We start from the raw sequence: 24,062 nt of genomic DNA, 5'->3' as shown, positions 1-24,062 counted from the left end.
GGGCAAGACCATGCTGTGCGGGACCGAGGGCGCTCCGGCCGCGCCCGCCTGCTTCAACGGCTCGCCCTACGTGCCCATCCCGGTGGCGAGCGGCGTCGACGCCCGTCGGGCCCTGACCCTGCTGGAGCAGCCGGAGAAGTTCCCCGGCATCGGCGTCACCGCCGAGCCCGCTCGCGCCTACCCACGACCCGACGGCGCCCTCGCGTCGCACCTGCTCGGCTGGGTCGCCCGGGCCGGCGCCGACGACGTGACGCGTGGCCAGGGACGCATCGACGCGGAGGACGCCGTCGGCAGGTCGGGTCTCGAGGAGCAGTACGACTCCGTGCTGCGCGGCTCGAACGGCAGCACGGTCGTCGCCATCGACCCGCGCGGGATCGTGACGGGCACCGTCCGCTCGACCCCGTCCGTGCCCGGGCGTGACGTCGTCACCCACCTCGACGCCCGGCTGCAGGCCCGCACGGAGGCCGCCCTCGTCCGGGCCGTCGCCGCGGCCCGCGCCGACCACCTGCGCGCGGACACTGCCGCCGCGGTCGTCCTCGACGTCACCAACGGCGCCGTCGTGGCCGCCGCGAGCTACCCCTCCTACGACCCGTCCGCCTTCGCCGGCGGCATCACCGCCCCCGACCTCGCGCGCCTGACCGACGAGCGGGCCGGCACGCCGCTCCGGTCCCGGCTCACCGCCGAGACCTTCCCGCCCGCGTCGACGTTCAAGGTGATCTCGGTGCCTGCGGCCGTCAACGCCGGGGCGGACCTCACGGGGACCTTCGACTGCTCGCCGAACGTCTCGGTCGGCGGCCGCGTCTTCAACAACTACGAGTCGCGCGGCTACGGCCCCATCGACCTGCACAAGGCCCTCGTCGTCTCGTGCGACACCGTCTTCTACCGCCTCGCGTATGCCGCGTGGCTGGCGCAAGGGGGTCTCACAGCCCCCGTGACGGCCGCAGACCCCTTCGTCGCGATGGCGAAGGCCTTCGGGCTCGGCCGGCGCACCGGCGTCGACCTGCCCGGCGAGGCGGCCGGTCGCGTCCCCGACCGCGCGTGGAAGGAGCAGTACTGGCTCGCGACCCGGACGCAGACGTGCAAGCGGGCGAGCACCGGCTATCCCGAGGTCGCGCGCACCGACAAGGCTCGGGCCGACTACCTCACGCGGCTCGCGTCCGAGAACTGCTCCACGGGCTACCAGTACCGCGCCGGTGACGCCGTGAACTTCTCCATCGGGCAGGGCGACACGGCCGTGACGATCCTGCAGATGGCAGGCGTCTACGCCGCGATCGCCAACGGTGGCACGCTGTGGCAGCCGCAGGTGGCGGCCGGCTACCGGACGCCGGCCGGGGCGGCGGCGGCGATCCCGCCGAGGCGGGTCGCCACGGTGCCCCTGCGACCCGACGTGCTGGCCTATGTCCGCTCCGCCCTGGGCGACGTGACGCGCCCCGGTGGCTCGGCGGGTACGGCCTTCACGGGTTTCCCGCAGGACCGCTACCCGCTCGCCGGCAAGACGGGGACCGGCGAGGTGTTCGGCAAGCAGGCCACCGCGTGGTTCGCGGGCTACGGACCGACGACGAAGCCGAAGTACGCCGTCGTGGTCGTCGTCGGGCAGGGCGGCTCCGGCTCGAAGGTCGCGGCCCCTGCCGTGCGACAGATCTTCGATGCCATCCTTGCCCTGGGCCTCTAGCCCGCACGACCGGCACGACCGGCACGACCGGCACGATCCGCACGATCCTGCACGACTCCCGTCCGACCCGGGGCGGGACCTGACGAGAGGTGCGTCCGTGGACGACTACCTGAGGAGCGACGCCCCGGTCGTCGAGGCCCTCGACCGCGCCTGGGACCACAGCCGACTCAGCGTCCGCACCCGGTTCGAGCGGCTGCGGTCACGGATCTTCCTCATCGTCCAGTGCGCCGTGGCGGCGGGTGTCGGCTGGTGGGTCGCGACCGACGTGTTCCACCACCCGTCGCCCTTCTTCGCCCCGATCGTGGCCGTCGTCTGCCTCGGCATGTCCTACGGGCAGCGGCTGCGGAGGGTCTTCGAGGTCGCCATCGGGGTGGCGGTCGGCGTCTTCACGGCGGATGTGTTCGTGCACGTCGCGGGCAGCGGTCCGTGGCAGATCTCGGCCGTCGTCCTCGTCTCGATGGCGATCGCGACCCTCCTCGACGGCAGCCCGGTCATCGTCACCCAGTCAGCCGTGCAGGGCATCGTCATTGCGGCGCTGGTCGCGACGCCCGGCCAGGCCTTCGGTCGCTGGACCGACGCGCTCATCGGTGGCGGCGTCGCCCTGGTCGCGGCGACCGTCGTGCCCCAGGCGCCGCTGCGACGCCCCCGGGTCGCGGCCGCCGAGGCGGTGCGCAAGATCGGGGAGCTGCTCCGGCGCGCCGCGGCGAGTGCCCACGACGGGGACGTCGAGGGGGCGGCGGAAGTGCTCGCCTCGGCCCGCGGTACCGAGTCGCAGCACGCGGGTGCTCGTGCGCCGCGTCACCGTGGCGGTCGGACGCGGCGAGTCCCTGCCGCCCGGCTACGAGTCGCTCCTGCTCGAGCTCGCGGCCGCCACGGACGTCATCGGGCGGGCCCTGTCGGAGAACGCCTCGCCGGAGATCGGCCGGCCCGCACTGCTGCTCGTCGCGACGGCGACGGGGGAGGTGCCGCGCACCCCGAGCCTCGCGACCGAGACCGTCCTCGCCCAGATCCGGTCGACGATCGTGGACCTGCTCCAGGTGACCGGGCTGGACGTCGACGAGGCCATCGCCGCCCTGCCGCCCGAACGCCCCCGCGCGTCGTGACCCGCCCCCCGCCCGACGTCTCCCCGTCACCCCCGTCCGGCGACTGGGGGACGTGCGCAGGGCCGGGTCCGTGCGGACCCGGCCCTGCGGCATACGTGCTCTGACCCGTCAGGCGGACGGCGTCAGCTCGTGCGGACCAACGTCGATCTTCTCGACCTTGGGGTCGCCCGCGTCGGCGAAGTAGTCGGCGGGGATCGTCTCGTCCTTGCCCTCGGGCGCCTTGAGGGCGCGCAGGACGAGGGTCAGCACCGCGGCCACCACGACGTTGAGCGCGAAGGCCGTCACCGCGATGTAGCCGAGCTGGCCGACCACCGGCATGTTGGCCACGGACCCCGCGAAGGGCGCACCGGTCGCCTTGTTCGTCACGTTGTAGGCAGCCAGCGTGCCGTAGACCATGCCGACCGCCCAGCCGGCGAGCAGCGCCCACCGGTGGAACCACCGCGTGTAGAGGTAGAACACCAGCGCGGGGAACGTCTGGAGGATCCAGATGCCGCCGAGGAGCTGGAAGTTGATCGCGTTGCTCTTGTCGAGCGTCAGCACGAAGATCAGCGCGAACGCCTTGACGACGAGCGAGGTGAGCTTGCTGACCTTGGCCTCCTGCTGCACCGTCGCGTCGGGCTTGAGCCACGCCTTGTAGATGTTGCGCGTGAAGGTGTTGGCCGCCGCGATCGACATGATCGCCGCCGGCACGAGCGCACCGATCGCGATGGCGGCGAAGGCGACGCCGGCGAACCACGACGGGAACATGTCCTCGAACAGCTGCGGGATGACGAGCTGCCCGTTGACCTTGCCGTCGAGCCCGACCGGCTTGGTGCCGGCTGCGATCGCGACCCAGCCCAGCAGGGCCAGCAGGCCGAGCAGGAACGAGTATGCCGGCAGGATCGCGGCGTTCTTGCGGATCGTGTTGCGGCCCTTGGCCGACAGCGTCGCCGTGACCGAGTGCGGGTACATGAACAGCGCCATCGCCGACCCGAGGGCGAGGGTCGCGTAGGCCCAGTAGGCCTTCGGTCCGGGGATGAAGACGTTGGGGTTGCCCGTCGCCGCGTTGGTCGTCGTCTTCATCTTCTGCTCGGCGGAGTCGAAGACGTGCCCCCAGCCGCCGACCTTCGAGGGCAGGTAGATCACGGCGACGATGATGACGATGTAGATGAGGATGTCCTTGACGAAGGCGATGAGCGCCGGAGCGCGCAGGCCCGAGGTGTAGGTGTAGAGCGCGAGGACGAGGAACGCGACGAAGAGCGGCAGGTCCTTCGCGACCCAGTTGCCGCCACTGCCGACGCCGGCGACCTCGAGCACGGCCTGGATGCCGACGAGCTGCAGCGCGATGTAGGGCATCGTCGCGAGGAAGCCGGTGACGGCGACCGCCAGGGACAGGCCGCGCGAGCCGGACCTCCCGTGGACGAAGTCGGCCGGCGTCACGTAGCCGTGACGGTGCGAGACGGACCACAGGCGCGACATGAAGACGAAGATGATCGGGTAGAGGATGATCGTGTAGGGCACGGCGAAGAAGCCGTTGACGGCGCCGAAGGCCCACATCGCGGCGGGCACCGCGACGAACGTGTAGGCCGTGTAGAGGTCGCCGCCGAGCAGGAACCACGTCACCCAGGTGCCGAAGGAGCGCCCTCCGAGGCCCCATTCCTCCAGGCTCTCCATGCTCTCGGGGCGCCGCCAACGCGCGGCCCAGAAGCCGGCGCCGGCCACGACGACGAAGAAGAAGATGAGGACGGCGAGCGCGACGCCGTTGACGCCACCCGTGTCGGCGGCCGGTGCGATGGCGGTCATCGGGTGCCGTCCTTTCGGGACGCGTCGTCGTCGAGGAAGGCATCACCCTCGGGGTTCATCGGCACGTGCGGACGTGCCTTGAGCACGATCCGGTAGGCCGTGTAGGTGAGCACGGAGCAGATGATGACCCAGAGGAACTGGTACCAGATGAAGAAGGGGAAGCCGGCGAGACGCGGCTCGTCCTTGGCGTAGGTGCCCACGAGCATCAGGGCGACGATGGGGATGGCGAGGAGCACAGCGGCCAGGGCCAGCAGGCCCTTGTTCGCCGGCGGCGCCTGGTGGCGGTGCGGAGTGGTACTCACGCGGGTGACCTCCGTTGGTCGGGCCGGAAGAGTTCGGCCGTGCGTCGCGGAAACTTACTCCCGCCCGGGCCTCTCAGGTGGACTTCGACACAGCGAGTTGCCAAGGTCTGTCCAGATCGTGATGTGCGGACGGGCGCGTCCCGGACGTCTCGGGCGCACGGATAGGGTGTCGACATGGCTGATTTCGATGTCGTTGTCCTCGGTGCCGGTCCTGGTGGCTACGTCGCGGCGATCCGCGCGTCGCAGCTCGGCAAGAAGGTCGCCGTCGTGGAGAAGCAGTACTGGGGCGGCGTCTGCCTCAACGTCGGCTGCATCCCCAGCAAGGCGCTCCTGCGGAACGCGGAGATCGCCCACATCATCACGCACGAGAAGAAGACGTTCGGCATCGAGGGCGACGCGACGATGTCCTACGGCCCGACGCATGCGCGAAGCCGGTCCGTGGCCGACGCGAGCGCCAAGGGCGTCCACTACCTCATGAAGAAGAACAAGATCGAGGAGATCGACGGCTGGGGCACCCTCACCTCGGCGACGTCGATGGACGTCGCCCTGAACGACGGCTCGTCCCGCTCGGTCACCTTCGATGACCTCATCATCGCCACGGGCGCCCAGGTGCGGATGCTGCCCGGCATGCAGGTCAGTGACAACGTCGTCACCTACGAGGAGCAGATCCTCGACGCCGACCTGCCGTCCTCGATCGTCATCGGCGGCTCGGGCGCCATCGGCGTCGAGTTCGCCTACGTCATGAAGAACTTCGGCGTCGACGTCACCATCGTCGAGTTCCTCGACCGCATGGTGCCGACCGAGGACCCCGACGTGTCCAAGGAGCTGCTGCGTCAGTACAAGAAGCTCGGCGTCAAGGTCCTGCTGTCCACCGCCGTCAAGAACGTCGAGGACACCGGCTCCGGCGTGCGCGTCACGGTGGCCCCGGCCGCCGGGGGAGACGAGACCGTCCTCACGGCCGACAAGTTCCTCGCCGCCTTCGGCTTCGCCCCGCGCACCGAGGGCTACGGCCTCGAGTCCCTGGGCCTGCAGATGACCGAGCGCGGCGCCATCGCCGTCGACGGTCGCGGGCGCACGAGCGTGCCCACCGTGTTCGCCATCGGTGACGTCACGGCCAAGCTGATGCTGGCGCACACCGCCGAGGCCATGGGCGTCGTGGCCGCCGAGACCATCGCGGACGTCGAGACGATGGAGCTCAACTTCGACATGATCCCGCGGGCGACCTTCTGCCAGCCGCAGATCGCCTCGTTCGGCTACACCGAGGCGCAGGCCAAGGAGAGGGGTCACGACGTGAAGACGGCCAGCTTCCCCTTCTCGGCCAACGGCAAGGCACGCGGCATGGCCGAGGGCGTGGGCTTCGTCAAGATCGTCGCCGACGCGGAGCACAACGAGCTGCTCGGCGCCCACTTGATCGGGCCGGAGGTGACCGAGCTGCTGCCGGCGTTGACGCTCGCCCAGCAGTGGGACCTGACCGCGGACGAGGTGGCTCGCAACGTCTTCGCCCACCCGACGCTGAGCGAGGCCGTGAAGGAAGCCATCGAGGGCATCGCCGGGCACATGATCAATCTCTGAGCATCGGCTCCCCAGCCGACACAGCAGGACGCCCCCGCGGAATCCGCGGGGGCGTCCTGGGCTTGACGGTTGCTGCGACCGATCAGTACCAGTGCTTCCGTCCGCCGATGGCGCGACCCGTCGCGCCGAGCACGAAGAGCACGATGCCAACCACCAGGATGATGGCGCCGATGGTCACAAGGATGCTGAGGGACTTCACCAGAAGTCCGATGATCAGCAAGATGAGTCCGAGAACGATCATGGTGTCGCTTAGCTCCTTCAAGATGGGTTCCCCGAGCAACACAAGACATACCCACACCGCGGCCGTCTCCCAACGTCGCAATAGTCACAAAACGGTCACGCATCCCGGATGGGCCGATTAGGGCACCGCGATGGCCGCTGTTACGCTTGGAGACGCCGTTGACCGGCCGCGGATCGATAGCGCCCAGGTGGACATGCCCTGGAGCACCGCGCAACGAGAATGAGAAGGAGTCGGTTCATCCATGCCTTTGGACGCTGACGTGAAGAAGCAGATCATGACCGAGTACGCCACGGTCGAGGGCGACACCGGCTCGCCCGAGGTCCAGATCGCGATGCTGACGCAGCGCATCAAGGACCTGACCGAGCACTCTCGGGCCCACAAGCACGACCACCACAGCCGTCGTGGTCTCCTCCTGCTGGTCGGCCGCCGCAAGCGCATGCTGCGCTACCTCGAGGCGACCGACATCGAGCGCTACCGTTCGCTGATCAAGCGGCTCGGCCTGCGTCGATGAGTTCGTGACGAAAGGCGGTCACCGCGTCCTGCGGAGACCGCCTTTCGTCGTAGGTGCAGGCGCCCGACGTCCGTCGGTACCGCACCAGGGCCAGCCGGCCCGAAGAAGGAACCACGCACACAACGACGATGTGCGCGGCACATGAGAAAAAGAAAGCGAGGGCCCACATGGAGGGTCCAGACATCACCTTCGCCGAAGCCGTCATCGACAACGGCTCGTTCGGCACCCGCACCGTCCGCTTCGAGACGGGACGCCTGGCCAAGCAGGCCGGCGGCGCCGTCGCGGCGTACCTCGACGACGACACGATGCTGTTGTCCACCACGTCCGCCGGCAAGCAGCCGAAGGACCAGTTCGACTTCTTCCCGCTGACGGTCGACGTCGAAGAGCGCATGTACGCCATCGGCAAGATCCCCGGAAGCTTCTTCCGTCGCGAGGGTCGCCCCTCGACCGAGGCCGTGCTCACCTGCCGCCTCATCGACCGGCCGCTGCGCCCGACCTTCAAGAAGGGTCTGCGCAACGAGGTCCAGGTCGTCATCTCGGTGTTCTCGCTGAACCCCGACCACCAGTACGACGTGCTCGCCATCAACGCCGCGTCGGCCTCGACCCAGATCTCGGGTCTGCCGTTCTCCGGCCCCGTCGGCGGCGTGCGTGTGGCGCTCATCGACGGCCAGTGGGTCGCGTTCCCCAACTTCTCCGACGCCGAGCGCTCGGTGTTCGACATGGTCGTCGCCGGTCGCGTCGTCGGTGACGACGTCGMGATCATGATGGTCGAGGCCGAGTCGACCGAGTCGACGTGGGACCTTGTCAAGAACGAGGGCAAGCAGGCYCCGACCGAAGAGGTCGTCGCCGAGGGCCTCGAGGCCTCGAAGAAGTTCATCAAGGTGCTGTGCGAGGCCCAGGCCGAGCTCGCCGCCAAGGCCGCCAAGCCGGTGCAGGACTTCCCGATCTTCCTGGACTACCAGGACGACGTGTATGCCGCTGTCGAGGCCGCCGCGGCCGGTGACACCGCCGCCGCGCTGACCATCGCCGGCAAGTCCGAGCGCGAGGGCCGTCTCGACGAGGTCAAGGACGCCGTCAAGGCGCAGCTGGCCGAGCAGTTCTCCGGGCGTGAGAAGGAGATCTCCGCCGCCTTCCGCTCCGTGCAGAAGAAGCTCATCCGCGAGCGCATCCTGCGCGACAAGGTCCGCATCGACGGCCGTGGCCTCGCCGACATCCGCGCCCTGGGCGCCGAGGTCGAGGTGCTGCCGCGCGTGCACGGCTCGGCGATCTTCGAGCGTGGCGAGACCCAGATCATGGGTGTCACGACGCTCAACATGCTCAAGATGGAGCAGCAGCTCGACACCCTCTCGCCGGTGACGCGCAAGCGCTACATGCACAACTACAACTTCCCGCCCTACAGCACCGGTGAGACCGGCCGCGTCGGGTCGCCCAAGCGCCGCGAGATCGGTCACGGCGCGCTCGCCGAGCGGGCCCTCATGCCGGTCCTGCCGACGCGCGAGGACTTCCCGTACGCGATCCGTCAGGTGTCCGAGGCGCTCAGCTCGAACGGCTCGACCTCGATGGGTTCGGTGTGCGCCTCGACCCTGTCGCTGCTCAACGCCGGTGTGCCGCTGCGCGCCCCGGTCGCCGGCATCGCGATGGGCCTCGTGTCCGACACGGTCGACGGTGAGACGCGTTACGCCGCCCTCACCGACATCCTCGGTGCCGAGGACGCCTTCGGTGACATGGACTTCAAGGTCGCCGGGACCAAGGAGTTCGTCACGGCCATCCAGCTCGACACGAAGCTCGACGGCATTCCGGCGTCGGTCCTCGCCGGCGCGCTGACCCAGGCCCGTGACGCGCGGCTGCACATCCTCGACGTCATGGCCGAGGCCATCGACGTGCCCGACGAGATGAGCCCGTACGCCCCGCGCATCATCACGGTGAAGGTCCCCGTCGACAAGATCGGTGAGGTCATCGGCCCGAAGGGCAAGATGATCAACCAGATCCAGGACGACACGGGCGCCGACATCTCGATCGAGGACGACGGCACGGTGTTCATCGGTGCGGTCGACGGCCCCTCGGCCGAGGCGGCTCGCGCGGCGGTCAACGCCATCGCGAACCCGACGATGCCCGAGGTCGGGGAGCGCTTCCTCGGCACCGTCGTCAAGACGACGACCTTCGGTGCGTTCGTCTCGCTGCTGCCCGGCAAGGACGGCCTGCTGCACATCTCCGAGGTGCGCAAGCTCGTCGGCGGCAAGCGGATCGACAACGTCGACGACGTCGTCAAGATCGGCCAGAAGATCCAGGTCGAGCTCAAGGAGATCGACCCCCGCGGCAAGCTCAGCCTCGCGGCGGTCCTCCCCGAGGGTGAGGGCGGCRCCGGCACCGCCGACGCCGACTCGACCGAGGCTCCTGCCGAGGTCTGACCGACTCGTTCGGATCGCATGGACGGCCCGTCACCCCACCGGGGTGGCGGGCCGCTCGCATGCGCCGAGGGCAGGGGCGCTGGACGAGCAGGTCTCGGGGCGTGGCTGGGTTGTCGCTGCCCGGGAGGTCTCGTCCTCGAGGAGGTCGGAGGCGCGAGCGTCGCGCTCGTCGCTTCGCACCCAATCGAGGAAGACCGCAGCGATGATCCGGAGTCCGACCGACCCGGCCACGGCAAGCAGAGCCCCGCCGCCCAGTTTCTGGTCGAGGAGCGGGTCGAGGCCGCTGACGCCACGACGACGGCGTAGAGCACGATGCGCCCCGCCGCCGGTCGTGAGCCGGCCCCGGCGGCGTGTCGCACGAGGAGGACGTAGGGCACCACCGCGAGCAGGCACCGCGCCAAGCCCTCGGGGTCGGGCGTCCACGCCGTGAGCAGGTCGCTCGGGGTGAGGTGCTCACCGCTGGGGGCGCCGCCCCACCTGCCGTGCGGACGCCGCCGTCGTCATCGGGTGTTCCCCGTGTGGCCGAGCGAGAAACGGCCGGGCTGGGGCCAGACGAGCAGCCCGTGGGGGCCCGCGTCGGTCGGGATCCGCGCGATGAGGTGACCGTCGCGGGTGTCGATGACGTAGACCTCCGCGCTGTAGCGCCCGCTCAGCCACAGCTGCGAGCCGTCGGCGGTGACCCCGCCCATGTCGGGAGTGGCGTGGCCCGGCAGCTTCCACGTCGTCGTGGGTCGGTCGGTCGCGGCGTCGAAGACGGTGATCGATCCCTCGTCGCGGTTGGAGACGAACAGGCGGCGCGCGTCCCGGGAGGGGTAGATGCCGTGGGCGCCCATGCCGGTCTGTACGAAGTGGTCGTAGGTGAAGGTCGCCGAGTTGATGAACCACACGCCGTTGCGCAGCATGTCGGCCACCATGAACCATCGGCCGTCCGGCGTCAGCCGCACGTCCTGCGGCATCGCCGTGGCGCCCTTGGCGAGCTCGTTCCGTGGACCGCCCATGCTGCTGTTCGGGGGCGTCGCGCCCGGCGTCTTCACCTGGTTGAGGTCGATGACCTTCTCCACGCGGGTGGCCGCGGCGTCGACGACGACGAGACGGCCGCTGAACTCGCAGCTGGCGACGAACGTGTTCAGGTCGGCGGTGAAGTCGGCGTGGTTGACGCCCGCGCAGGTCGGCACGGACAGCGACCGCACGAGCTTCATCGTGTGCGCGTCGCGGACGTCGATGGCCCGGAACCGCGAGGCCATGACGAGGGCGTACTTGCCGTCCGGGGTGAAGTAGAGGTTGTACGGATCGCGGACGGCGACGGGCCGGCCGACCTCCCCGGTGGCCGGGTCGATGGGAGTGAGGGCATCGCCCTTGTCAGAGTTGACCCACAGGCGGGTCATGTCCCACGTGGGCACGACGTGCTCGGGCGAGCTCGGGACCCGGACGTGCTTGAGGACGTGCCGCGTGTCGGGGTCGATCACCTCGAGCGTGCCCGCCACCTGGTTCGGCACGTAGATCAGTCGCTTGGCGTGCAGCGCCGCGCCGGTGAGCGCGTTGGCGCCGGTGTGCGCATAGGGCCCCTCGACCGCCTGCGTCGTCGTGGCGGACTGCTGCTGGGCGTCACTCGTCGCGGTGGTGGTGGACGGCGTGATGGGACGTGACGTCCGGATGACCGAGGTCTGGGCCTCCGTGCCCGTCTGCGGGCTCGTGCACCCGCTGACCGCGACGGAGAGCAGGACGGCAGCGCCCACCACGAGAACGCGGGTGCGGCCCGCTCGTGCCCTGATCATGCGACCAACCTAGTCATCGTGACGGCGTGGAGCCCCCGCGCGGCAAGACCGGCGAGGACGGTCGGCAGGGCCTCGATGGTTCCGGCGTGCCCGAGGTGCAGGCTGACGATGGACCCGGCGCGCACGGCGTCGAGCGTTCGCGCCGCCACGGCTGCGGAGCCCGGGTCCTGGTAGTCCGCCGGGTCGACGTCGTAGGAGATGCAGCGCGCGTAGCCGCTGGCACGGGCGGCCGCCCTGATGGTGGGTGTCGAGGTGGGCGTCCCCGAGGGGCGGAACAGGTACGGGGAGGACCCGTCGATCGCGGCGACGGCCTTCGCGCCCTTCTCGATCTCGGCCGTGGCCGCGGMCGACGACAGCCGGGGGAGTGTCTGGTGCGACCACGTGTGGTTGCCGAGGTCATGGCCTGCAGCGACGATGGCGCGACCGAGCTCGGGGTGGTCCGAGAGCCACGTGCCCACGGCGAAGACCGTCACGTGGGCACCGTGGTCGCCGAGGATCTGGAGCGCGCGGTGCGTCAGCGCCGGGTCGCCCGCACCGTGGAAGGTCAGGGCCAGCGCGGGGACCGACGAGCTGCCCTGTCGGACATCGTCGCCCGGGGTGCGCAGCACCGCAGGAACCGACTGCGCCTGCGCCGCGGAGGTGGTCGCTGCCGACGTCCGGGGCGCGGAGGCCGACGACGGAGCGGAGCCTGTCGGGCTCCCCGGGGTCGCGGTCGAGGAGGGCGTCGGCCCGTCGACCGGGGAATCGTTCGTCGAGCAGGCAGCGAGGCCGAGGCCGACGGCGGAGGCCAGGCCTCCGCCGATCAGCGCCCGGCGACCGACGACAGGAGGCTCTTCAGGCACCGGAGCATCATGGCCCAACGTGCTGAAGGTCGGCTGGGACCACGCCGTGCGGCCCCGCGCTCCGGCGTCCGGTCCCGGCGTACAGGTAGAGGTTGCCATCGCTCGTGCGCTGTGCGACGAGGTCAGCACGCTGGTCCCCGTTGAAGTCTGCGACGCCCACGACGGCGTTGAAGATGTTCCCGCCGCGACCGACGACCTCCACGCCGAGGGCCAGCGCCCCCGCTCCGTTGCCGGCGTACAGCCGCAGGGATCCGGAGCTCAGCGGGCGAGCACGTCGTTGCGCCGGTCACCCGTGTGCGTCGCGCGGCCGGCTCCCCGAGGCGGATGTGACGCACGAGTCCGTATGCCGTGTGCCCCGCCTCCGGGGCCGAGTCGGCTCGTTAGGCTGGCCGGGTGAGCGACACGACACCCCAGCCGTCCCGCGACACCAAGGTCGCCGTCATCGGAGCGAACGGCCGGATGGGGTCCGAGGCGGCGCGAGCCGTCGAGGGCGCTCGCGGACTGTCCCTCGTCGGCGCCTACGGTTCCGGCGACGACCTCGGCGACCTCGGTGGGGCGGAGGTCGCCGTCGAGCTGACAGTCCCCGGCGCCTCCCCGGCCAACGTCGCCCACTGCGTCGAGCGGGGCGTTCACGTCGTCGTCGGCACCACCGGGTGGGACGACGCGCGGCTCGAGATCCTACGCGCCCAGCTCGCCGACGCGCCTCCCGCTGCGACCGGCGCCGGCGTCGGAGTCCTCATCGCGCCGAACTTCGCCATCGGGGCGCTGCTCATGATGTCGTTCGCTGCCAAGGCTGCTCCCTTCTTCGAGTCGGTGGAGGTCATCGAGCTGCACCACCCGGACAAGGTGGACGCCCCGTCCGGGACCGCCGCGCGCACCGCAGCGATGATCGGGCAGGCACGGTCCGCGGCCGGGTGCACACCTCCGCCGGACGCGACGACGCACGACCCCGACGGGGCCCGCGGCGCCCGGGTGGACGGCATACCCGTGCACTCCGTCAGGTTGCGCGGGCTCACGGCCCACCAGGAGGTGCTGCTCGGCAACGCGGGGGAGATGCTGACGCTGCGACACGACTCGTTCGACCGGGCCAGCTTCATGCCGGGCGTCATCGCTGCGGTGCGCGCGGTCGGGGACCACCCCGGACTGACGGTCGGGCTCGAGCACTACCTCGGCCTGGCCTGAGCCGGCTCGAGCACCGGTCGAGTCTGTCGTGGCCATCCCCAAGGTCGTTCTCTTCTACGCGTTCCGTCCGCTCGTTGACCCTGATGCCGTGCGCCTGTGGCAGCGCGACCTCTGCGAGGGTCTGGGCCTGCGCGGCCGGATCCTGTTGTCCCCACAAGGGATCAACGCGACGGTCGGCGGGGACGTGACCGTCCTCAAGACCTACGTCCGCAAGACGCGGGAGTATGCGCCGTTCGGCGACATCGACGTGAAGTGGAGTGACGGGACCCGGCTGGACGACGGCGGGCGCAGCTTGGACTTTCCGCGACTGGTCGTCAAGGTCCGTGAGGAGCTCGTGTCCTTCGGGGTGCCTGACGAGGTCGTGGTGGACGCGCACGGGGTCGTCGGTGGCGGCACCCGGCTGCGCCCCGAGGAGCTCGATGCCCTCGTCGCCGAGCGCGGGGACGAGGTCGTGCTCTTCGACGGGCGCAACGCCGTCGAGGCACAGGTCGGGCGCTTCCGCGGCGCGGTCGTGCCGGACATCCGGCGCACGAGCGACTTCGTCCGCGAGCTGGACGACGGTCGCTGGGACGACCTCAAGGGCCGTCCGGTCGTCACCTACTGCACGGGCGGCATCCGGTGCGAGGTCCTGACGAGCCTCATGCGCTCGCGAGGCTTCGAGGAGGTCTACCAGCTCGACGGCGGCATCGTGCGCTACGGCGAGCAACGCGGCGACCGGGGTCTCTGGGAGGGGCACCTCTACGTCTTCGACGAGCGGATGACCGTGGGCTTCAGCGATGACGCCGTCCACCGTGCCGCCTGCCACGTCTGCGGGACGCCCACGAGCGGGATGCACAACCGCGAGGACCTGCCGGGGCGGCCGCTCCAACCGGTGTGCCAGGCCCACGCCTGATCCCGGCCGTGACCCGATGGGCACTCGATGCTCGAGTGTGCAGTTYCCTGCGGGTCCGGGTGTGGGGAAGTGGGAACTCGATGSTCGAGTGYGCAGTTCCCTGCGGGTCCGGGTGTGGGGAAGTGGGMACTCGATGSTCGAGTGTGCAGTTCCYTGCGGGTCCGGGTGGTGGGGAGTTGGGCACTCGATGGTCGAGTGCGCAGTTCCCGACGCGTCAGTCGTCGAGCAGCTCGGCCGGGGCGCGCATCCGCCAGGCGTCGGTCACGAGCTCGGCGAGCCGGTCGACGTCCACACGCTCGAGCCACACCATGACCAGCGGCAGGCCGTCGTAGGAGGGCGTCGTGAAGAAGAGGTCGGGCTCACCCAGCACGAGGGCCTGCTTCTCGGCCTCGTCACCCACGAAGAGCACCGCGATGTCGGTCCGGATGACGCGCCGCCGACCCGGCACGCGCTCGGGGTAGGACCAGACGAAACCCTTGTTGCCGACCCGGAAGTCGAATCCCGCGCTGTCGATCTCCTCGGCGCCGGGCCGTGCGAGGGCCAGCCGGCGCACATCGTCGGCGTCGGCCACGGCTCAGGCCCAGCCCAGGGCGCGCAGGAGCGCCGCCGTCGCAGCCCCGAGGGCCACCACGACGATGAACGGCGCGCGCAGCAGCAGCGCCACGACGGCGACGGCCACGGCGGCCGCGCGCGCGTCGAGCACGAGGACGCCGCCCGGACCGGTGAACGCCTGGGTCGCGACGAGGGCGGCCAGCAGCGCGATGGGCAGGGCTGCCGTGATGCGTCGCACTCGCGGCGCATCGAGCAGCTGTGCCGGCACGAGGTGACCGGCGAGCTTGAGCCCGAAGGCGATTGCGGCTGCGAGGAGCAGCGCGGTCCAGAGGTTCACGTCTGCTCCCGCCGCGGCGTTCGCCAGGCGAGCAGCGCGGCGGCCGCCGCCGCGACGACGGGTATGCCGGGTGGCATCGTCGGCGACAGCACGACCGCCACGACGGCGCCGACGATCGCGATCGCCACCGCGTCCCGGTGGCGCAGGCGCGGCCAGAGCAGGGCGGTGAACGCAGCGCACGCCGCGGCGTCGAGACCGAAGGTGCGCGGGTCCCCGATGAGGTTGCCGATGAGGGCACCGGCGAGCGTGGCGAGGTTCCACAGCACGAAGACCGTGGCGCCGGTGAGCCAGAAGCCCAGCCGGGACGTGCGCTCGTCGTCCTGGGCCACGGCGACGGCGGTCGACTCGTCGATGGTCAGGTGCGCCGCGGCGACGCGACGGGGCCCGCGCACGCCGAGCAGGTGGGTCAGCTCGAGGGCGTAGAGACCGTTGCGGATCCCGAGCATCGAGGACGCGGCGATCGCGGCCGGGGCCGCGTGCAGGCCGTTCGCGATGATGCCGACGAAGGCGAACTGCGAGCCGCCGGTGAACATCAGCAGGGAGAGGGCCATCGCCTGCCACGTGTCGAGCCCGGCCGTGACGGCGAGCGCACCGAAGCTGACGCCGTAGGCGCCGGTGGCCACGCCCACGGACAGGCCCTGGCGCACGACCGCGCGCCGCACCCCCGGGTCGGCTCGGCCGAAGTCTGGCGCCGAGGTCACGCCGGCTCCGTGTCCTCGCGGTCCTCGCCGTCCTCGCTGTCGATGACGGCCGCCGACAGGCGGATCTCACCGGTGGTGCCGCCGTCCTGCGACACGACGCGCTCGCGGCGCGCACCGTCGGCCACCATGCCGGCGGCGGTGAGGAAGCCTCGGGTGGCATCGTCGCCCGCCAGCACCCAGGCGGCGAGCTCGGACCGCCCGCGGCCGCGGGTCGTGTCGACCACGGCGTGCAGCAGGCGTGAGCCGTGCCCCTGGCGGCGGGCCTCCGGGTGCACGCCGAGCACGAGCAGCTCGGCCGTGCAGGCGTCCGCGTCGCCGTCGTCAGAGGCCCCGACCGCGGCGAACCCGACGACCTGCTCGCCGGCACACGCCACGAGCAGCACACCGTCGCCGGACTGGTCGCCCTCGAGCGTCGCCCGCCAGGCGTTCGCGAACGCCCGTGGCTCGAACGTGGCAAGGACCTCAGGAGCGAGCACAGCGGCATACGCCTCCCGGAAGACGACGGCCTGGACGAGGCCCACGGCGGGGGCGTCGCTGACCCGGGCGATGCGGACGCTGGCGTCGGCCACCGGGCCGGGCTCGTGCGCGTGTCCGTGGTCGTGTCCGTGGTCGTGCGGGTGGGGCGTCTGCTCGTCGTGTGCCACCCCGGCATCCTCTCAGGCGGCGAGGACGCCCTTCCCCAGCCAAGGCACCCCGGCTTTGGACGCCCCCGGCCCCATCTCGCATACTGGACTCATGCATGGCAACGACGTCATCGACCCGAACGAACCGCTGAACGCGGCCGAGACCGACGCCTACGACGCGTCGGCGGCGCACGACGACCGGCGAGACACGGTCGGGGACGACTTCGACGCCCTCATCGCGGCGGACCAGCGCATCGAACCGCGCGATGCGATGCCCGACACGTACCGCGAGACCCTGATCCGGCAGATCGCCCAGCACGCGCATTCCGAGATCATCGGCATGCAGCCCGAGGGCAACTGGATCACCCGCGCCCCGTCGCTGCGCCGCAAGGCGATCCTCATCGCCAAGGTCCAGGACGAGGCCGGCCACGGGCTCTACCTCTACTCGGCCGCCGAGACCCTCGGCATCGACCGGCAGGAGCTGCTCGAGCGGCTCCACGACGGCAAGCAGAAGTACTCCTCGATCTTCAACTACCCGACGCTGACGTGGGCCGACTGCGGCGCCATCGGCTGGCTCGTCGACGGCGCGGCGATCATGAACCAGGTGCCGCTCTGCCGCTGCTCCTACGGGCCCTACGCCCGCGCCATGGTCCGGGTCTGCAAGGAGGAGTCCTTCCACCAGCGGCAGGGCTTCGAGATCCTCTGGAACCTCATGCGCGGGACCGAGGCGCAGCGGGCGATGGCCCAGGACGCCGCCGACCGGTGGTGGTGGCCCGCGCTCGCGATGTTCGGCCCGCCCGACACCGGCGAGGCCGCCACCAAGGGCGGTCACACCGAGCAGTCGATGGCGTGGGGCATCAAGCGGTTCAGCAACGACGACCTGCGCCAGAAGTTCGTCGACATGATGGTCCCGCAGGCCGAGAAGCTGGGAATCGTCCTGCCCGACCCCGACCTGCGCTGGAACGAGGAGCGCGGCCACTGGGACTTCGGCGAGATCGACTGGGACGAGTTCTGGCAGGTGCTCCGCGGTGACGGCCCGTGCAACGCCGAGCGCATCGAGCACCGCCGCCGGGCCCACGACGAGGGCGCCTGGGTCCGCGAGGCCGCCAACGCGTACGCCGCCAAGCACGCCGCCAAGCACGAGGAGAGTGCCGCGTGAGCGGAGTCGACACCACGAGCCCGACGGCGCCGGCGCCACCCGTGACACCGGCCGAGCGGAGCTGGCCGCTGTGGGAGGTCTTCGTCCGCGGGAAGCGTGGACTGTCGCACGTGCACGTGGGCTCCCTCCACGCGCCGGACGCCGAGCTCGCCCTGCGCAACGCGCGCGACGTCTACACCCGCCGCCAGGAGGGCGTCTCGATCTGGGTCGTCAAGGCCGATGACGTCACGGCGAGCAGCCCGTCCGAGAAGGACTCGTTCTTCGACCCGGCCGGCGACAAGATCTACCGTCACCCGACGTTCTACGACGTGCCCGAGGATGTCGAGTACCTATGAGCACCCCACAAAGTTCACCGCTGCCGGGTGCCGCCGAGAACACCGGCGCCGCTCCCGACGCCAAGCCGTATGCCGCCTACCTCCTCGGCCTCGCCGACGACGCGATGGTCTACGCGCAGCGTCTCGGCGAGTGGATGACGAACGCCCCGCAGATCGAGGAGGACATGGCGCTCGGCAACATCGCGCTCGACCTCCTCGGACAGGCGCGCGGGCTCTACCCCTACATCGGCTCGATCGACGACACCGGTCGCAGCGAGGACGACTACGCCATGCAGCGTGACGAACGCGAGTGGCACAACGTCCACCTCGTCGAGCAGGAGCGCGGCGACTTCGCAGACGAGATGGCCCGCTTGCTGTGGTTCTCGGCCTACCAGGTCGAGCTCCACACGGCCCTGACCGGCTCGGCCGACGACGTCGTCGCGGGCGTCGCGGGCAAGGCGCTCAAGGAGGTGCGCTACCACCTCGACCACGCCTCGCTCTGGGTCGTGCGCCTCGGTGACGGGACCGAGGAGTCCTCCCGCCGCATGCAGGCCGCCCTCGAACGCGTCCTGCCCTACCTCGCGGAGCTCTTCGACGACGACGAGGCGTCCGTGCTCGCCGCACGTCTCGGCGCGGGCGTGCTGCCCTCGGCCCTGCACGGGGCTGTCGTCGACCGGGTCGCGCGGGTCGTCGAGCAGGCGACGCTGACCCTGCCCGACGGTTCACGGTGGCGCTCGCGGGGCGGTCGTGCCGGCATCCACTCGCGGCCGATGGGCTACCTCCTCGCCGAGATGCAGCACATCGCACGCTCCCATCCCGGCGCGACGTGGTGAGTGCCGTGGCGGTGGAGTCCGCTGTCGCACAGGCGATCTCGCGCATCCCCGACCCCGAGGTGCCGGTCATCAGCATCGCCGAGCTCGGCATCCTCCGTGCGATCGAGGTCGACGAGCAGGCGCACACCGTCGCGGTGACGATCACGCCCACCTACAGCGGGTGCCCCGCCATGGAGGCCATCGCGTCCCGCATCGTCTTCGAGTCCGCCCGCCAGGGGTATGCCGCCGACGTGCGCACCCGGCTGTCGCCGGCGTGGACGACCGACTGGATGAGCGACGAGGGCCGAGCGGCCCTGCAGCGCTTCGGGATCGCGCCGCCCGGGCCGGTTCCGACGGGCGAGTCGTACGGCCCGGTCGCCGTGACCCTCAGCCGTCATGTCGTCGCCTGCCCACACTGCGGGTCCACCGACACCTCCGAGATCGCCCACTTCGGTTCGACCGCCTGCAAGGCCCTGCGCCGGTGCAACGCGTGCCTCGAACCCTTCGACGAGTTCAAGGCCATCTGAATGACCGACGTCACCACCCCGGCCGCGGCCGACCTCTCATCGACCGCGCCGACCAGCTCGGCCGCGCGCCACCGGGCGCGCTTCCATCCGCTCGCCGTCTCCTCGGTCGAGCGGCTGACGGAGGACGCCGTCGCCGTGACCTTCGCCGTCCCCGAGGACCTCGTCGAGGAGTTCGCCTTCGAGCCCGGGCAGCACCTGACGCTGCGCGCGACGATCAACGGCGACGACGTGCGCCAGTCCTACTCGATCTGCCAGTCACGTCGCGCCGATCCCGCCGGGCGTCGACTCCGGGTCGCGGCGGCGCGGGTGCCCGAGGGCCGGATGTCGAACTGGCTCAACGACGCCGTCGTGCCCGGCGACGTCGTCGAGGTCATGACTCCACAGGGGTCCTTCACGTGCGCGCCCCGGTCGGACGGCATACGCCATCACGTCGCCATCGCGGCGGGCTCCGGCATCACACCGGTGCTCTCGCTGCTGACGAGCGCCCTGGAGGACGAGCCCGGTTCGCGCGCGACGCTGCTCTTCGGCAACCGGCGCACGAGCTCGATCATGTTCCTCGAGGAGCTCGAGGACCTCAAGAACCGCTTCCCGGGCCGCTTCCACCTGATCAACGTGCTGTCCCGCGAGGCCCAGGACGTCGAGCTCTTCCACGGCCGCCTCGACACCGAGCGGCTCACCGCGATCTTCGACTCGCTGCTGCCGGTCGGGTCCGTCGACGAGTGGTACCTCTGCGGGCCGTTCGGCATGGTCACCGGGGCCGAGGCGCTGCTCACGGGGCGCGGCGTCGACACGCGCCACATCCACCACGAGATCTTCCACGTCGACGACGGCACCGAGCCCCGGCGCACGGTCGTCGTCGATGCCGGTGCGCCGCCCGAGGCCACCGTCACGGTCAACCTCGACGGCCGCTCGACGGTCATCCCGATGCCGAGCCGCGAGGAGACGATCCTCGACGCGACGCTGCGGGCCCGGCCCGACGCCCCGTTCTCGTGCACGAACGGCGTGTGCGGCACGTGTCGCGCGCGTCTCGTCTCGGGGGAGGTGCGGATGGATCGCAACTACGCGCTCGAGCCCGAGGAGGTCGCAGCGGGCATCGTGCTCGCCTGCCAGAGCCACCCGGTCACCGAAGCGGTCAGCCTCGACTACGACGCCTGACCGCCGCCACGCCCTCGTGTGTGCACCTGGTGGGGTCAGGACCCCGCCGGATGCACACGGCCGGTTCAGGCCGCCGCTCCGAGTCCGACTGCGCAGTCTCGTCGACGGCAGGGCCGCACCGATCCGGTCCATCCGCGCAGCTGCAGCAGGGCGCCCACCTCGTCGGCCAGTTCGCACGGCGTCACGGCCACATCGTTCCAGAAGACCCGCGCGGTGAGTCGGCCCTCGCGAGCGGCAGCCCGGTCCCGGACGCCGTCTCGGACCCGGCCCGCCCAGCCTTCGTGCCCCAGGCGTCCGTCGACCTCCAGGACGAGCTGTTGCGCCTCGAACAGGTTGTCGCAGCGGCGGTCCTGGCCGAGGACGGCCTGCCGCGTCGCGGTCGGCAGGCCGTGCGCCCGCTCGACGTCGCGGATGTAGCGGATCTCCGCCGCTGACTCGGCACCGGAGCCGATGTCGCCCTGGCACTCGCGCAGGAGGGCGCCGTGCGGCTGGCCCGGACGGGACGCCAGTGCTGCGCTGAGTCTGGCCTCGGTGGTCAGCTGCTGCTGGCACGCGCGCGCAACCTGGGCGAGCACCCGGTCCACCGGATCGCGCGCCTGCACCTCGAGGACGCTGTGCTCGACCGTCGTCCGGTGCGGCCACGCCGACGCGTGAACCCGTTCCTCGAAGTGCCGGGTGCGGGTGACCCGGATGCCCTCGCGGACGGGCGCACGCCGGTCGGCGGGGACGATGAGGTGCAGGACATGGGGCTCGTGGCGCTCCAAGCCCCAGGCGAAACGCGCACTGGCGCCGGACAGCGCGACCAGTCCGCCGACCGACAGGAGCGCACCCACGGCACGGACCTCCCAGTCGTCTCGGCCGGGAGTGGTGAGGTAGACGCCGGGATGAACCGCTGCCCATCGTCCCGAGGCCACCGCCCAGCGAAGGGCTTCGACGCCGATTCCTGCGGTCAGCGCCTGGCTCCGGGTGACGAGACCGGCCTGACCGAGCACCCGCGCGCGCAGCCGCGGTGACTGCTCGATGAACCGGTCGGCGCGCATCCGGCCATGGTCGCGGCGAGGAGCCCTGTCGCGTCTCAGTCCTCCACAGGTCGTCCTTCGGGCCGGTGCTGTGTGCACCTGGCGGGGTCAGGACCCCACCGGATGCACACGCGGAGCGGCATACGGCGGCATACGGCGGCGCGCGGCGGGGGGATGCCGGTGGCGCGGGCTAGGCTGCCAGCGTGCGGCAGTATCTCGATCTCCTCGACCACGTCCTGACCCACGGCCAGGAGAAGTCCGACCGGACCGGCACGGGCACCCTCAGCGTCTTCGGCCACCAGATGCGCTTCGACCTCGCCGACGGCTTCCCGGCGATGACGACGAAGAGGCTGCACCTGCGCTCGATCATCGGTGAGCTGCTGTGGTTCCTGCGCGGCGACACCAACGTGCGCTGGCTCCAGGAGCGCGGCATCTCGATCTGGGACGAGTGGGCCGACCCCGCCACCGGCGACCTCGGCCCCATCTACGGCTACCAGTGGCGCTCGTGGCCGACGCCCGACGGCCGCCGCGTCGACCAGATCGGCAAGGTCATCGAGCAGATCCGCACCAACCCCGACAGCCGCCGCCTCATCGTCTCGGCGTGGAACGTCGCCGACGTCGACGACATGGCCCTGCCGCCCTGCCACACGATGTTCCAGTTCTACGTCTCGCCGCAAGGGCCTGACGGCCGCCGGCGCCTCTCGTGCCAGCTCTACCAGCGCAGCGCCGACATCTTCCTCGGCGTGCCCTTCAACATCGCGAGCTACGCGCTGCTGACCCAGATGGTCGCGCAGCTGACCGGCCTCGAGCCCGGCGAGTTCGTGCACACGCTCGGAGACGCCCACCTCTACCTCAACCACCTCGACCAGGCCCGGCTGCAGCTGACCCGCACGCCGCACCCGCTGCCGACGATGCGCATCACGCCCGGCAAGACGAACATCGACGACTTCGACCTCGACGACTTCCAGCTGCTCGACTACGTCGCCGAGCCGGGTATCAAGGCACCCATCGCCGTCTGAACCACGTCCGTCTGGGAGCCTTGGCGCCATGACGACTGCCTGGCCGAACGTGACGATGATCGCCGCCGTCGGGCGCAACGGGGTCATCGGCGACGGCCTGACCATGCCGTGGCACCTCTCGGAGGACCTCAAGTTCTTCAAGCGCACGACGATGGGCCACCCGATGGTCATGGGTCGGCGGACCTTCGACTCGATGGGTGCGCTGCCCGGTCGGCGCAGCATCGTCGTCACCCGGCAGCCGGACTGGGCCGCACCCGGCGTCGAGGTCGCGCACTCCCTGCCCGACGCGCTCGACCGCGTCGCCGACGCCGAGCAGGTCTTCGTCGTCGGCGGCGGAGAGGTCTACCGCCAGGCGATGGCGTATGCCGTCCGCCTCCTCGTGACCGAGGTCGACCAGTCCCCGGACGGCTCCGTCACCTTCCCGCAGATCGACCCCGCCGACTGGACCGAGACGGCGCGGGACGAGCACCCCGGCTTCGCCTGGGTCACCTACGAGCGGCGCCGGTGACACGGCATACGCACGCTGCCGAAAAACCTCAGCTGGCGCTGTAACGCCCGTCGACCCCCTGCGATGTAGGGAGTGGCGAGGCACTACTCGGACCCCCGAGCGAGTAGTGCCTCGCCGCTTGTGTCCTCGTGACCGGCCGGCTGGCACGCCCGAGGTGGGCGCGGCGCCGAGCGTGAGGGCACGGGCGCTAACCTTGGCGCATGGTTGACGCACCCGCCCTCGGACGTGTCCTCTCGGCGATCGTCACGCCCATGCGGCCCGACGGCTCGATCGACCTCGACGCCGCCCAGCGGGTCGCGGCGCACCTCGTCGACTCGGGGCACGACGGCCTCGTCGTCTCGGGCACGACCGGCGAGTCGCCCACGACCTCGGCGGACGAGAAGGACGAGCTGCTCCGCGCCGTCATCGGCGCTGTCGGAGACCGGTGCGTCATCATCGCCGGCGCCGGCAGCAACGACACCGCCAAGAGCGTCGAGTCGGTGCGCCTGGCCCAGAAGGCCGGTGCGGACGCGGTCCTGGCCGTCACGCCGTACTACAGCAAGCCTCCGCAGGCTGGGCTCGTCGCCCACTTCACGGCGCTCGCCGACGCCAGCGACCTGCCCGTCATGGTCTACGACATCCCGGGCCGCTCGGGCACCGCCATCGCCCGCGAGACCTATCTGCGCATCGCGGAGCACGACCGCATCACCGCGGTGAAGGACGCCCGCGGCGACCTCTGGTTCGCCGGCGAGATGATGCAGGAGACCGGCCTCGACTGGTACYCCGGCGACGACGCGATGAACCTGGCGCACTTCGTCAACGGCGCCGTCGGCTTCGTCGGCGTCACGTCGCAGGTCGCACCCGGCGCCTACCGCGAGATGGCCGACGCCGTCGTCGCCGGACGCTGGGACGACGCCCGCGCGGTGCACCGTCGCCTCGTCCCGCTCGTCAACGCCGTCATGAACGTCACCCAGGGCGCCATCATGGCCAAGGCCGGCCTGACCGCCCAGGGACTCATCGACTCGCCGGCCGTGCGGCTGCCGCTCGTGCACGCAGACGACGAGCAGACCCGGCT

The 24,062-nt window shown here is 71.0% G+C and carries 26 protein-coding genes and 2 pseudogenes; 16 read left to right on the top strand and 12 right to left on the bottom strand.

Translation table 11 applies throughout. From position 1 onward, the window contains the following. The coding region (locus AC1DP0_RS03490) for a penicillin-binding transpeptidase domain-containing protein (protein ID WP_478082492.1) at positions 1-1,672 on the top strand (1,672 nt) is incomplete at its 5' end. Positions 1,673-1,777: 105 nt separating this feature from the next. On the opposite strand, the gene AC1DP0_RS03485 is transcribed toward AC1DP0_RS03490, so the two are convergent. Beyond that, positions 1,778-1,996, bottom strand: a complete 219-nt coding sequence (locus AC1DP0_RS03485; RefSeq protein ID WP_478082495.1) for a hypothetical protein — start codon at positions 1,994-1,996, stop codon at positions 1,778-1,780. Between AC1DP0_RS03485 and AC1DP0_RS03480 the strand changes: the two are divergent. After that, positions 1,902-2,222 (top strand): annotated as a pseudogene (locus AC1DP0_RS03480) (FUSC family protein); the annotation flags it as partial. The gene AC1DP0_RS03485 and the pseudogene AC1DP0_RS03480 sit on opposite strands and share 95 nt — an antisense overlap. On the opposite strand, the gene AC1DP0_RS03475 reads toward AC1DP0_RS03480, so the two are convergent. Further along, the gene (locus tag AC1DP0_RS03475) at positions 2,178-2,450 is read right to left on the bottom strand and encodes a hypothetical protein (protein WP_478082494.1); all 273 of its coding nucleotides are present in this window, start codon (positions 2,448-2,450) and stop codon (positions 2,178-2,180) included. The pseudogene AC1DP0_RS03480 and the gene AC1DP0_RS03475 sit on opposite strands and share 45 nt — an antisense overlap. Positions 2,451-2,460: 10 nt before the next feature. On the opposite strand from AC1DP0_RS03475, the gene AC1DP0_RS03470 reads away from it, so the two are divergent. After that, entirely contained in the window at positions 2,461-2,775 is a 315-nt protein-coding gene (locus AC1DP0_RS03470) for a hypothetical protein (protein ID WP_478082493.1), read from the top strand. Positions 2,776-2,883: 108 nt separating this feature from the next. Here the strand turns inward: AC1DP0_RS03470 and mctP are convergent, their stop codons facing one another. Both mctP and AC1DP0_RS03460 read right to left on the bottom strand, forming a co-directional pair. Beyond that, complete coding sequence (gene mctP / locus AC1DP0_RS03465; protein ID WP_478082491.1) at positions 2,884-4,557, bottom strand: monocarboxylate uptake permease MctP; 1,674 nt, start codon at positions 4,555-4,557, stop codon at positions 2,884-2,886. After that, the gene (locus AC1DP0_RS03460; protein ID WP_478082490.1) at positions 4,554-4,859 is read right to left on the bottom strand and encodes a DUF3311 domain-containing protein; all 306 of its coding nucleotides are present in this window, start codon (positions 4,857-4,859) and stop codon (positions 4,554-4,556) included. Before AC1DP0_RS03460 ends, mctP begins: the two co-directional genes overlap by 4 nt. 174 nt (positions 4,860-5,033) lie before the next feature. Here AC1DP0_RS03460 and lpdA point away from each other — a divergent pair, with 174 nt between their 5' ends. Next, positions 5,034-6,431 (top strand): dihydrolipoyl dehydrogenase, encoded by a 1,398-nt coding sequence (gene lpdA, locus AC1DP0_RS03455; RefSeq protein ID WP_478082489.1) that lies wholly within the window; start codon positions 5,034-5,036, stop codon positions 6,429-6,431. A gap of 82 nt (positions 6,432-6,513) precedes the next feature. Here the strand turns inward: lpdA and AC1DP0_RS03450 are convergent, their stop codons facing one another. Then, complete coding sequence (locus AC1DP0_RS03450; RefSeq protein WP_442279023.1) at positions 6,514-6,672, bottom strand: DUF6131 family protein; 159 nt, start codon at positions 6,670-6,672, stop codon at positions 6,514-6,516. A 241-nt stretch (positions 6,673-6,913) separates the two neighbouring features. On the opposite strand from AC1DP0_RS03450, the gene rpsO reads away from it, so the two are divergent. Further along, complete coding sequence (rpsO, locus tag AC1DP0_RS03445) at positions 6,914-7,183, top strand: 30S ribosomal protein S15 (protein WP_030146552.1); 270 nt, start codon at positions 6,914-6,916, stop codon at positions 7,181-7,183. 167 nt (positions 7,184-7,350) lie between these two features. Beyond that, the gene (locus AC1DP0_RS03440) at positions 7,351-9,591 is read left to right on the top strand and encodes a polyribonucleotide nucleotidyltransferase (protein WP_478082488.1); all 2,241 of its coding nucleotides are present in this window, start codon (positions 7,351-7,353) and stop codon (positions 9,589-9,591) included. 500 nt (positions 9,592-10,091) lie between these two features. On the opposite strand, the gene AC1DP0_RS03435 is transcribed toward AC1DP0_RS03440, so the two are convergent. Together AC1DP0_RS03435 and AC1DP0_RS03430 are read right to left on the bottom strand one after the other, a co-directional pair. Next, positions 10,092-11,366 (bottom strand): YncE family protein, encoded by a 1,275-nt coding sequence (locus AC1DP0_RS03435; protein WP_478082487.1) that lies wholly within the window; start codon positions 11,364-11,366, stop codon positions 10,092-10,094. Further along, a complete protein-coding gene (locus AC1DP0_RS03430; protein ID WP_478082486.1) occupies positions 11,363-12,208 on the bottom strand; it encodes a polysaccharide deacetylase family protein in 846 nt (281 codons plus the stop codon). The genes AC1DP0_RS03435 and AC1DP0_RS03430 overlap by 4 nt, the downstream gene beginning before the upstream one ends. A gap of 393 nt (positions 12,209-12,601) precedes the next feature. Here AC1DP0_RS03430 and dapB point away from each other — a divergent pair, with 393 nt between their 5' ends. Together dapB and trhO are read left to right on the top strand one after the other, a co-directional pair. Then, the gene (gene dapB / locus AC1DP0_RS03425) at positions 12,602-13,390 is read left to right on the top strand and encodes a 4-hydroxy-tetrahydrodipicolinate reductase (RefSeq protein ID WP_478082485.1); all 789 of its coding nucleotides are present in this window, start codon (positions 12,602-12,604) and stop codon (positions 13,388-13,390) included. Between the two features lie 28 nt (positions 13,391-13,418). Further along, complete coding sequence (trhO, locus tag AC1DP0_RS03420) at positions 13,419-14,282, top strand: oxygen-dependent tRNA uridine(34) hydroxylase TrhO (protein ID WP_478082484.1); 864 nt, start codon at positions 13,419-13,421, stop codon at positions 14,280-14,282. A 214-nt stretch (positions 14,283-14,496) separates the two neighbouring features. Here trhO and AC1DP0_RS03415 read toward each other — a convergent pair. The 4 genes and pseudogenes from AC1DP0_RS03415 to AC1DP0_RS03400 all read right to left on the bottom strand — a co-directional run. Next, a pseudogene (locus AC1DP0_RS03415) lies at positions 14,497-14,856 on the bottom strand (MmcQ/YjbR family DNA-binding protein); the annotation flags it as partial. After that, the gene (locus AC1DP0_RS03410) at positions 14,857-15,171 is read right to left on the bottom strand and encodes an AzlD domain-containing protein (protein WP_478082483.1); all 315 of its coding nucleotides are present in this window, start codon (positions 15,169-15,171) and stop codon (positions 14,857-14,859) included. Next, positions 15,168-15,872, bottom strand: coding sequence for an AzlC family ABC transporter permease (locus AC1DP0_RS03405; RefSeq protein WP_478082482.1), 705 nt, complete (start codon positions 15,870-15,872; stop codon positions 15,168-15,170). Before AC1DP0_RS03405 ends, AC1DP0_RS03410 begins: the two co-directional genes overlap by 4 nt. Continuing rightward, positions 15,869-16,516 (bottom strand): N-acetyltransferase family protein, encoded by a 648-nt coding sequence (locus AC1DP0_RS03400; protein WP_478082481.1) that lies wholly within the window; start codon positions 16,514-16,516, stop codon positions 15,869-15,871. The genes AC1DP0_RS03405 and AC1DP0_RS03400 overlap by 4 nt, the downstream gene beginning before the upstream one ends. Before the next feature lie 91 nt (positions 16,517-16,607). On the opposite strand from AC1DP0_RS03400, the gene paaA reads away from it, so the two are divergent. Genes paaA through paaE form a run of 5 tightly spaced genes read left to right on the top strand, consistent with a single transcriptional unit; the run spans position 16,608 to position 20,462 of the window. After that, the gene (gene paaA, locus AC1DP0_RS03395) at positions 16,608-17,654 is read left to right on the top strand and encodes a 1,2-phenylacetyl-CoA epoxidase subunit PaaA (protein WP_478082480.1); all 1,047 of its coding nucleotides are present in this window, start codon (positions 16,608-16,610) and stop codon (positions 17,652-17,654) included. Further along, a complete protein-coding gene (gene paaB, locus AC1DP0_RS03390; RefSeq protein WP_478082479.1) occupies positions 17,651-17,989 on the top strand; it encodes a 1,2-phenylacetyl-CoA epoxidase subunit PaaB in 339 nt (112 codons plus the stop codon). Before paaA ends, paaB begins: the two co-directional genes overlap by 4 nt. Beyond that, positions 17,986-18,801: a 1,2-phenylacetyl-CoA epoxidase subunit PaaC gene (gene paaC / locus AC1DP0_RS03385; protein ID WP_478082478.1), complete on the top strand. Its 816-nt coding sequence runs from the start codon at positions 17,986-17,988 to the stop codon at positions 18,799-18,801. Before paaB ends, paaC begins: the two co-directional genes overlap by 4 nt. Then, a complete protein-coding gene (gene paaD / locus AC1DP0_RS03380; protein WP_478082477.1) occupies positions 18,798-19,307 on the top strand; it encodes a 1,2-phenylacetyl-CoA epoxidase subunit PaaD in 510 nt (169 codons plus the stop codon). Before paaC ends, paaD begins: the two co-directional genes overlap by 4 nt. Further along, the gene (paaE, locus tag AC1DP0_RS03375; RefSeq protein WP_478082476.1) at positions 19,308-20,462 is read left to right on the top strand and encodes a 1,2-phenylacetyl-CoA epoxidase subunit PaaE; all 1,155 of its coding nucleotides are present in this window, start codon (positions 19,308-19,310) and stop codon (positions 20,460-20,462) included. Between the two features lie 65 nt (positions 20,463-20,527). Here the strand turns inward: paaE and AC1DP0_RS03370 are convergent, their stop codons facing one another. Next, a complete protein-coding gene (locus AC1DP0_RS03370; RefSeq protein ID WP_478082475.1) occupies positions 20,528-21,502 on the bottom strand; it encodes a type IV toxin-antitoxin system AbiEi family antitoxin domain-containing protein in 975 nt (324 codons plus the stop codon). A 182-nt stretch (positions 21,503-21,684) separates the two neighbouring features. Here AC1DP0_RS03370 and AC1DP0_RS03365 point away from each other — a divergent pair, with 182 nt between their 5' ends. The 3 genes from AC1DP0_RS03365 to dapA form a co-directional block, all read left to right on the top strand. After that, on the top strand, positions 21,685-22,500 hold the full coding sequence (locus AC1DP0_RS03365) for a thymidylate synthase (protein ID WP_478082474.1): 816 nt from the start codon (positions 21,685-21,687) through the stop codon (positions 22,498-22,500). A gap of 28 nt (positions 22,501-22,528) precedes the next feature. Continuing rightward, on the top strand, positions 22,529-23,008 hold the full coding sequence (locus AC1DP0_RS03360; protein ID WP_478082473.1) for a dihydrofolate reductase: 480 nt from the start codon (positions 22,529-22,531) through the stop codon (positions 23,006-23,008). Positions 23,009-23,208: 200 nt separating this feature from the next. After that, the coding region (gene dapA / locus AC1DP0_RS03355; protein WP_478082472.1) for a 4-hydroxy-tetrahydrodipicolinate synthase at positions 23,209-24,062 on the top strand (854 nt) is incomplete at its 3' end.

It is taken from the genome of Terrabacter sp. P5_B1, from assembly GCF_056400505.1.
This window is presented reverse-complemented; position numbering and strand designations above follow the sequence as displayed.

What these genes read in the sequence shown, in the direction of transcription:
- AC1DP0_RS03435 (WP_478082487.1), bottom strand. Translation starts at nt 11,366, where the DNA reads ATGATCAGGGCACGAGCGGGCCGCACCCGCGTTCTCGTGGTGGGCGCT.
- paaE (WP_478082476.1), top strand. Translation starts at nt 19,308, where the DNA reads ATGACCGACGTCACCACCCCGGCCGCGGCCGACCTCTCATCGACCGCG.
- mctP (WP_478082491.1), bottom strand. Translation starts at nt 4,557, where the DNA reads ATGACCGCCATCGCACCGGCCGCCGACACGGGTGGCGTCAACGGCGTC.
- rpsO (WP_030146552.1), top strand. Translation starts at nt 6,914, where the DNA reads ATGCCTTTGGACGCTGACGTGAAGAAGCAGATCATGACCGAGTACGCC.
- AC1DP0_RS03450 (WP_442279023.1), bottom strand. Translation starts at nt 6,672, where the DNA reads ATGATCGTTCTCGGACTCATCTTGCTGATCATCGGACTTCTGGTGAAG.
- AC1DP0_RS03370 (WP_478082475.1), bottom strand. Translation starts at nt 21,502, where the DNA reads ATGCGCGCCGACCGGTTCATCGAGCAGTCACCGCGGCTGCGCGCGCGG.
- AC1DP0_RS03360 (WP_478082473.1), top strand. Translation starts at nt 22,529, where the DNA reads ATGACGACTGCCTGGCCGAACGTGACGATGATCGCCGCCGTCGGGCGC.
- paaC (WP_478082478.1), top strand. Translation starts at nt 17,986, where the DNA reads ATGAGCACCCCACAAAGTTCACCGCTGCCGGGTGCCGCCGAGAACACC.
- paaA (WP_478082480.1), top strand. Translation starts at nt 16,608, where the DNA reads ATGCATGGCAACGACGTCATCGACCCGAACGAACCGCTGAACGCGGCC.
- AC1DP0_RS03485 (WP_478082495.1), bottom strand. Translation starts at nt 1,996, where the DNA reads ATGCCGAGGCAGACGACGGCCACGATCGGGGCGAAGAAGGGCGACGGG.
- lpdA (WP_478082489.1), top strand. Translation starts at nt 5,034, where the DNA reads ATGGCTGATTTCGATGTCGTTGTCCTCGGTGCCGGTCCTGGTGGCTAC.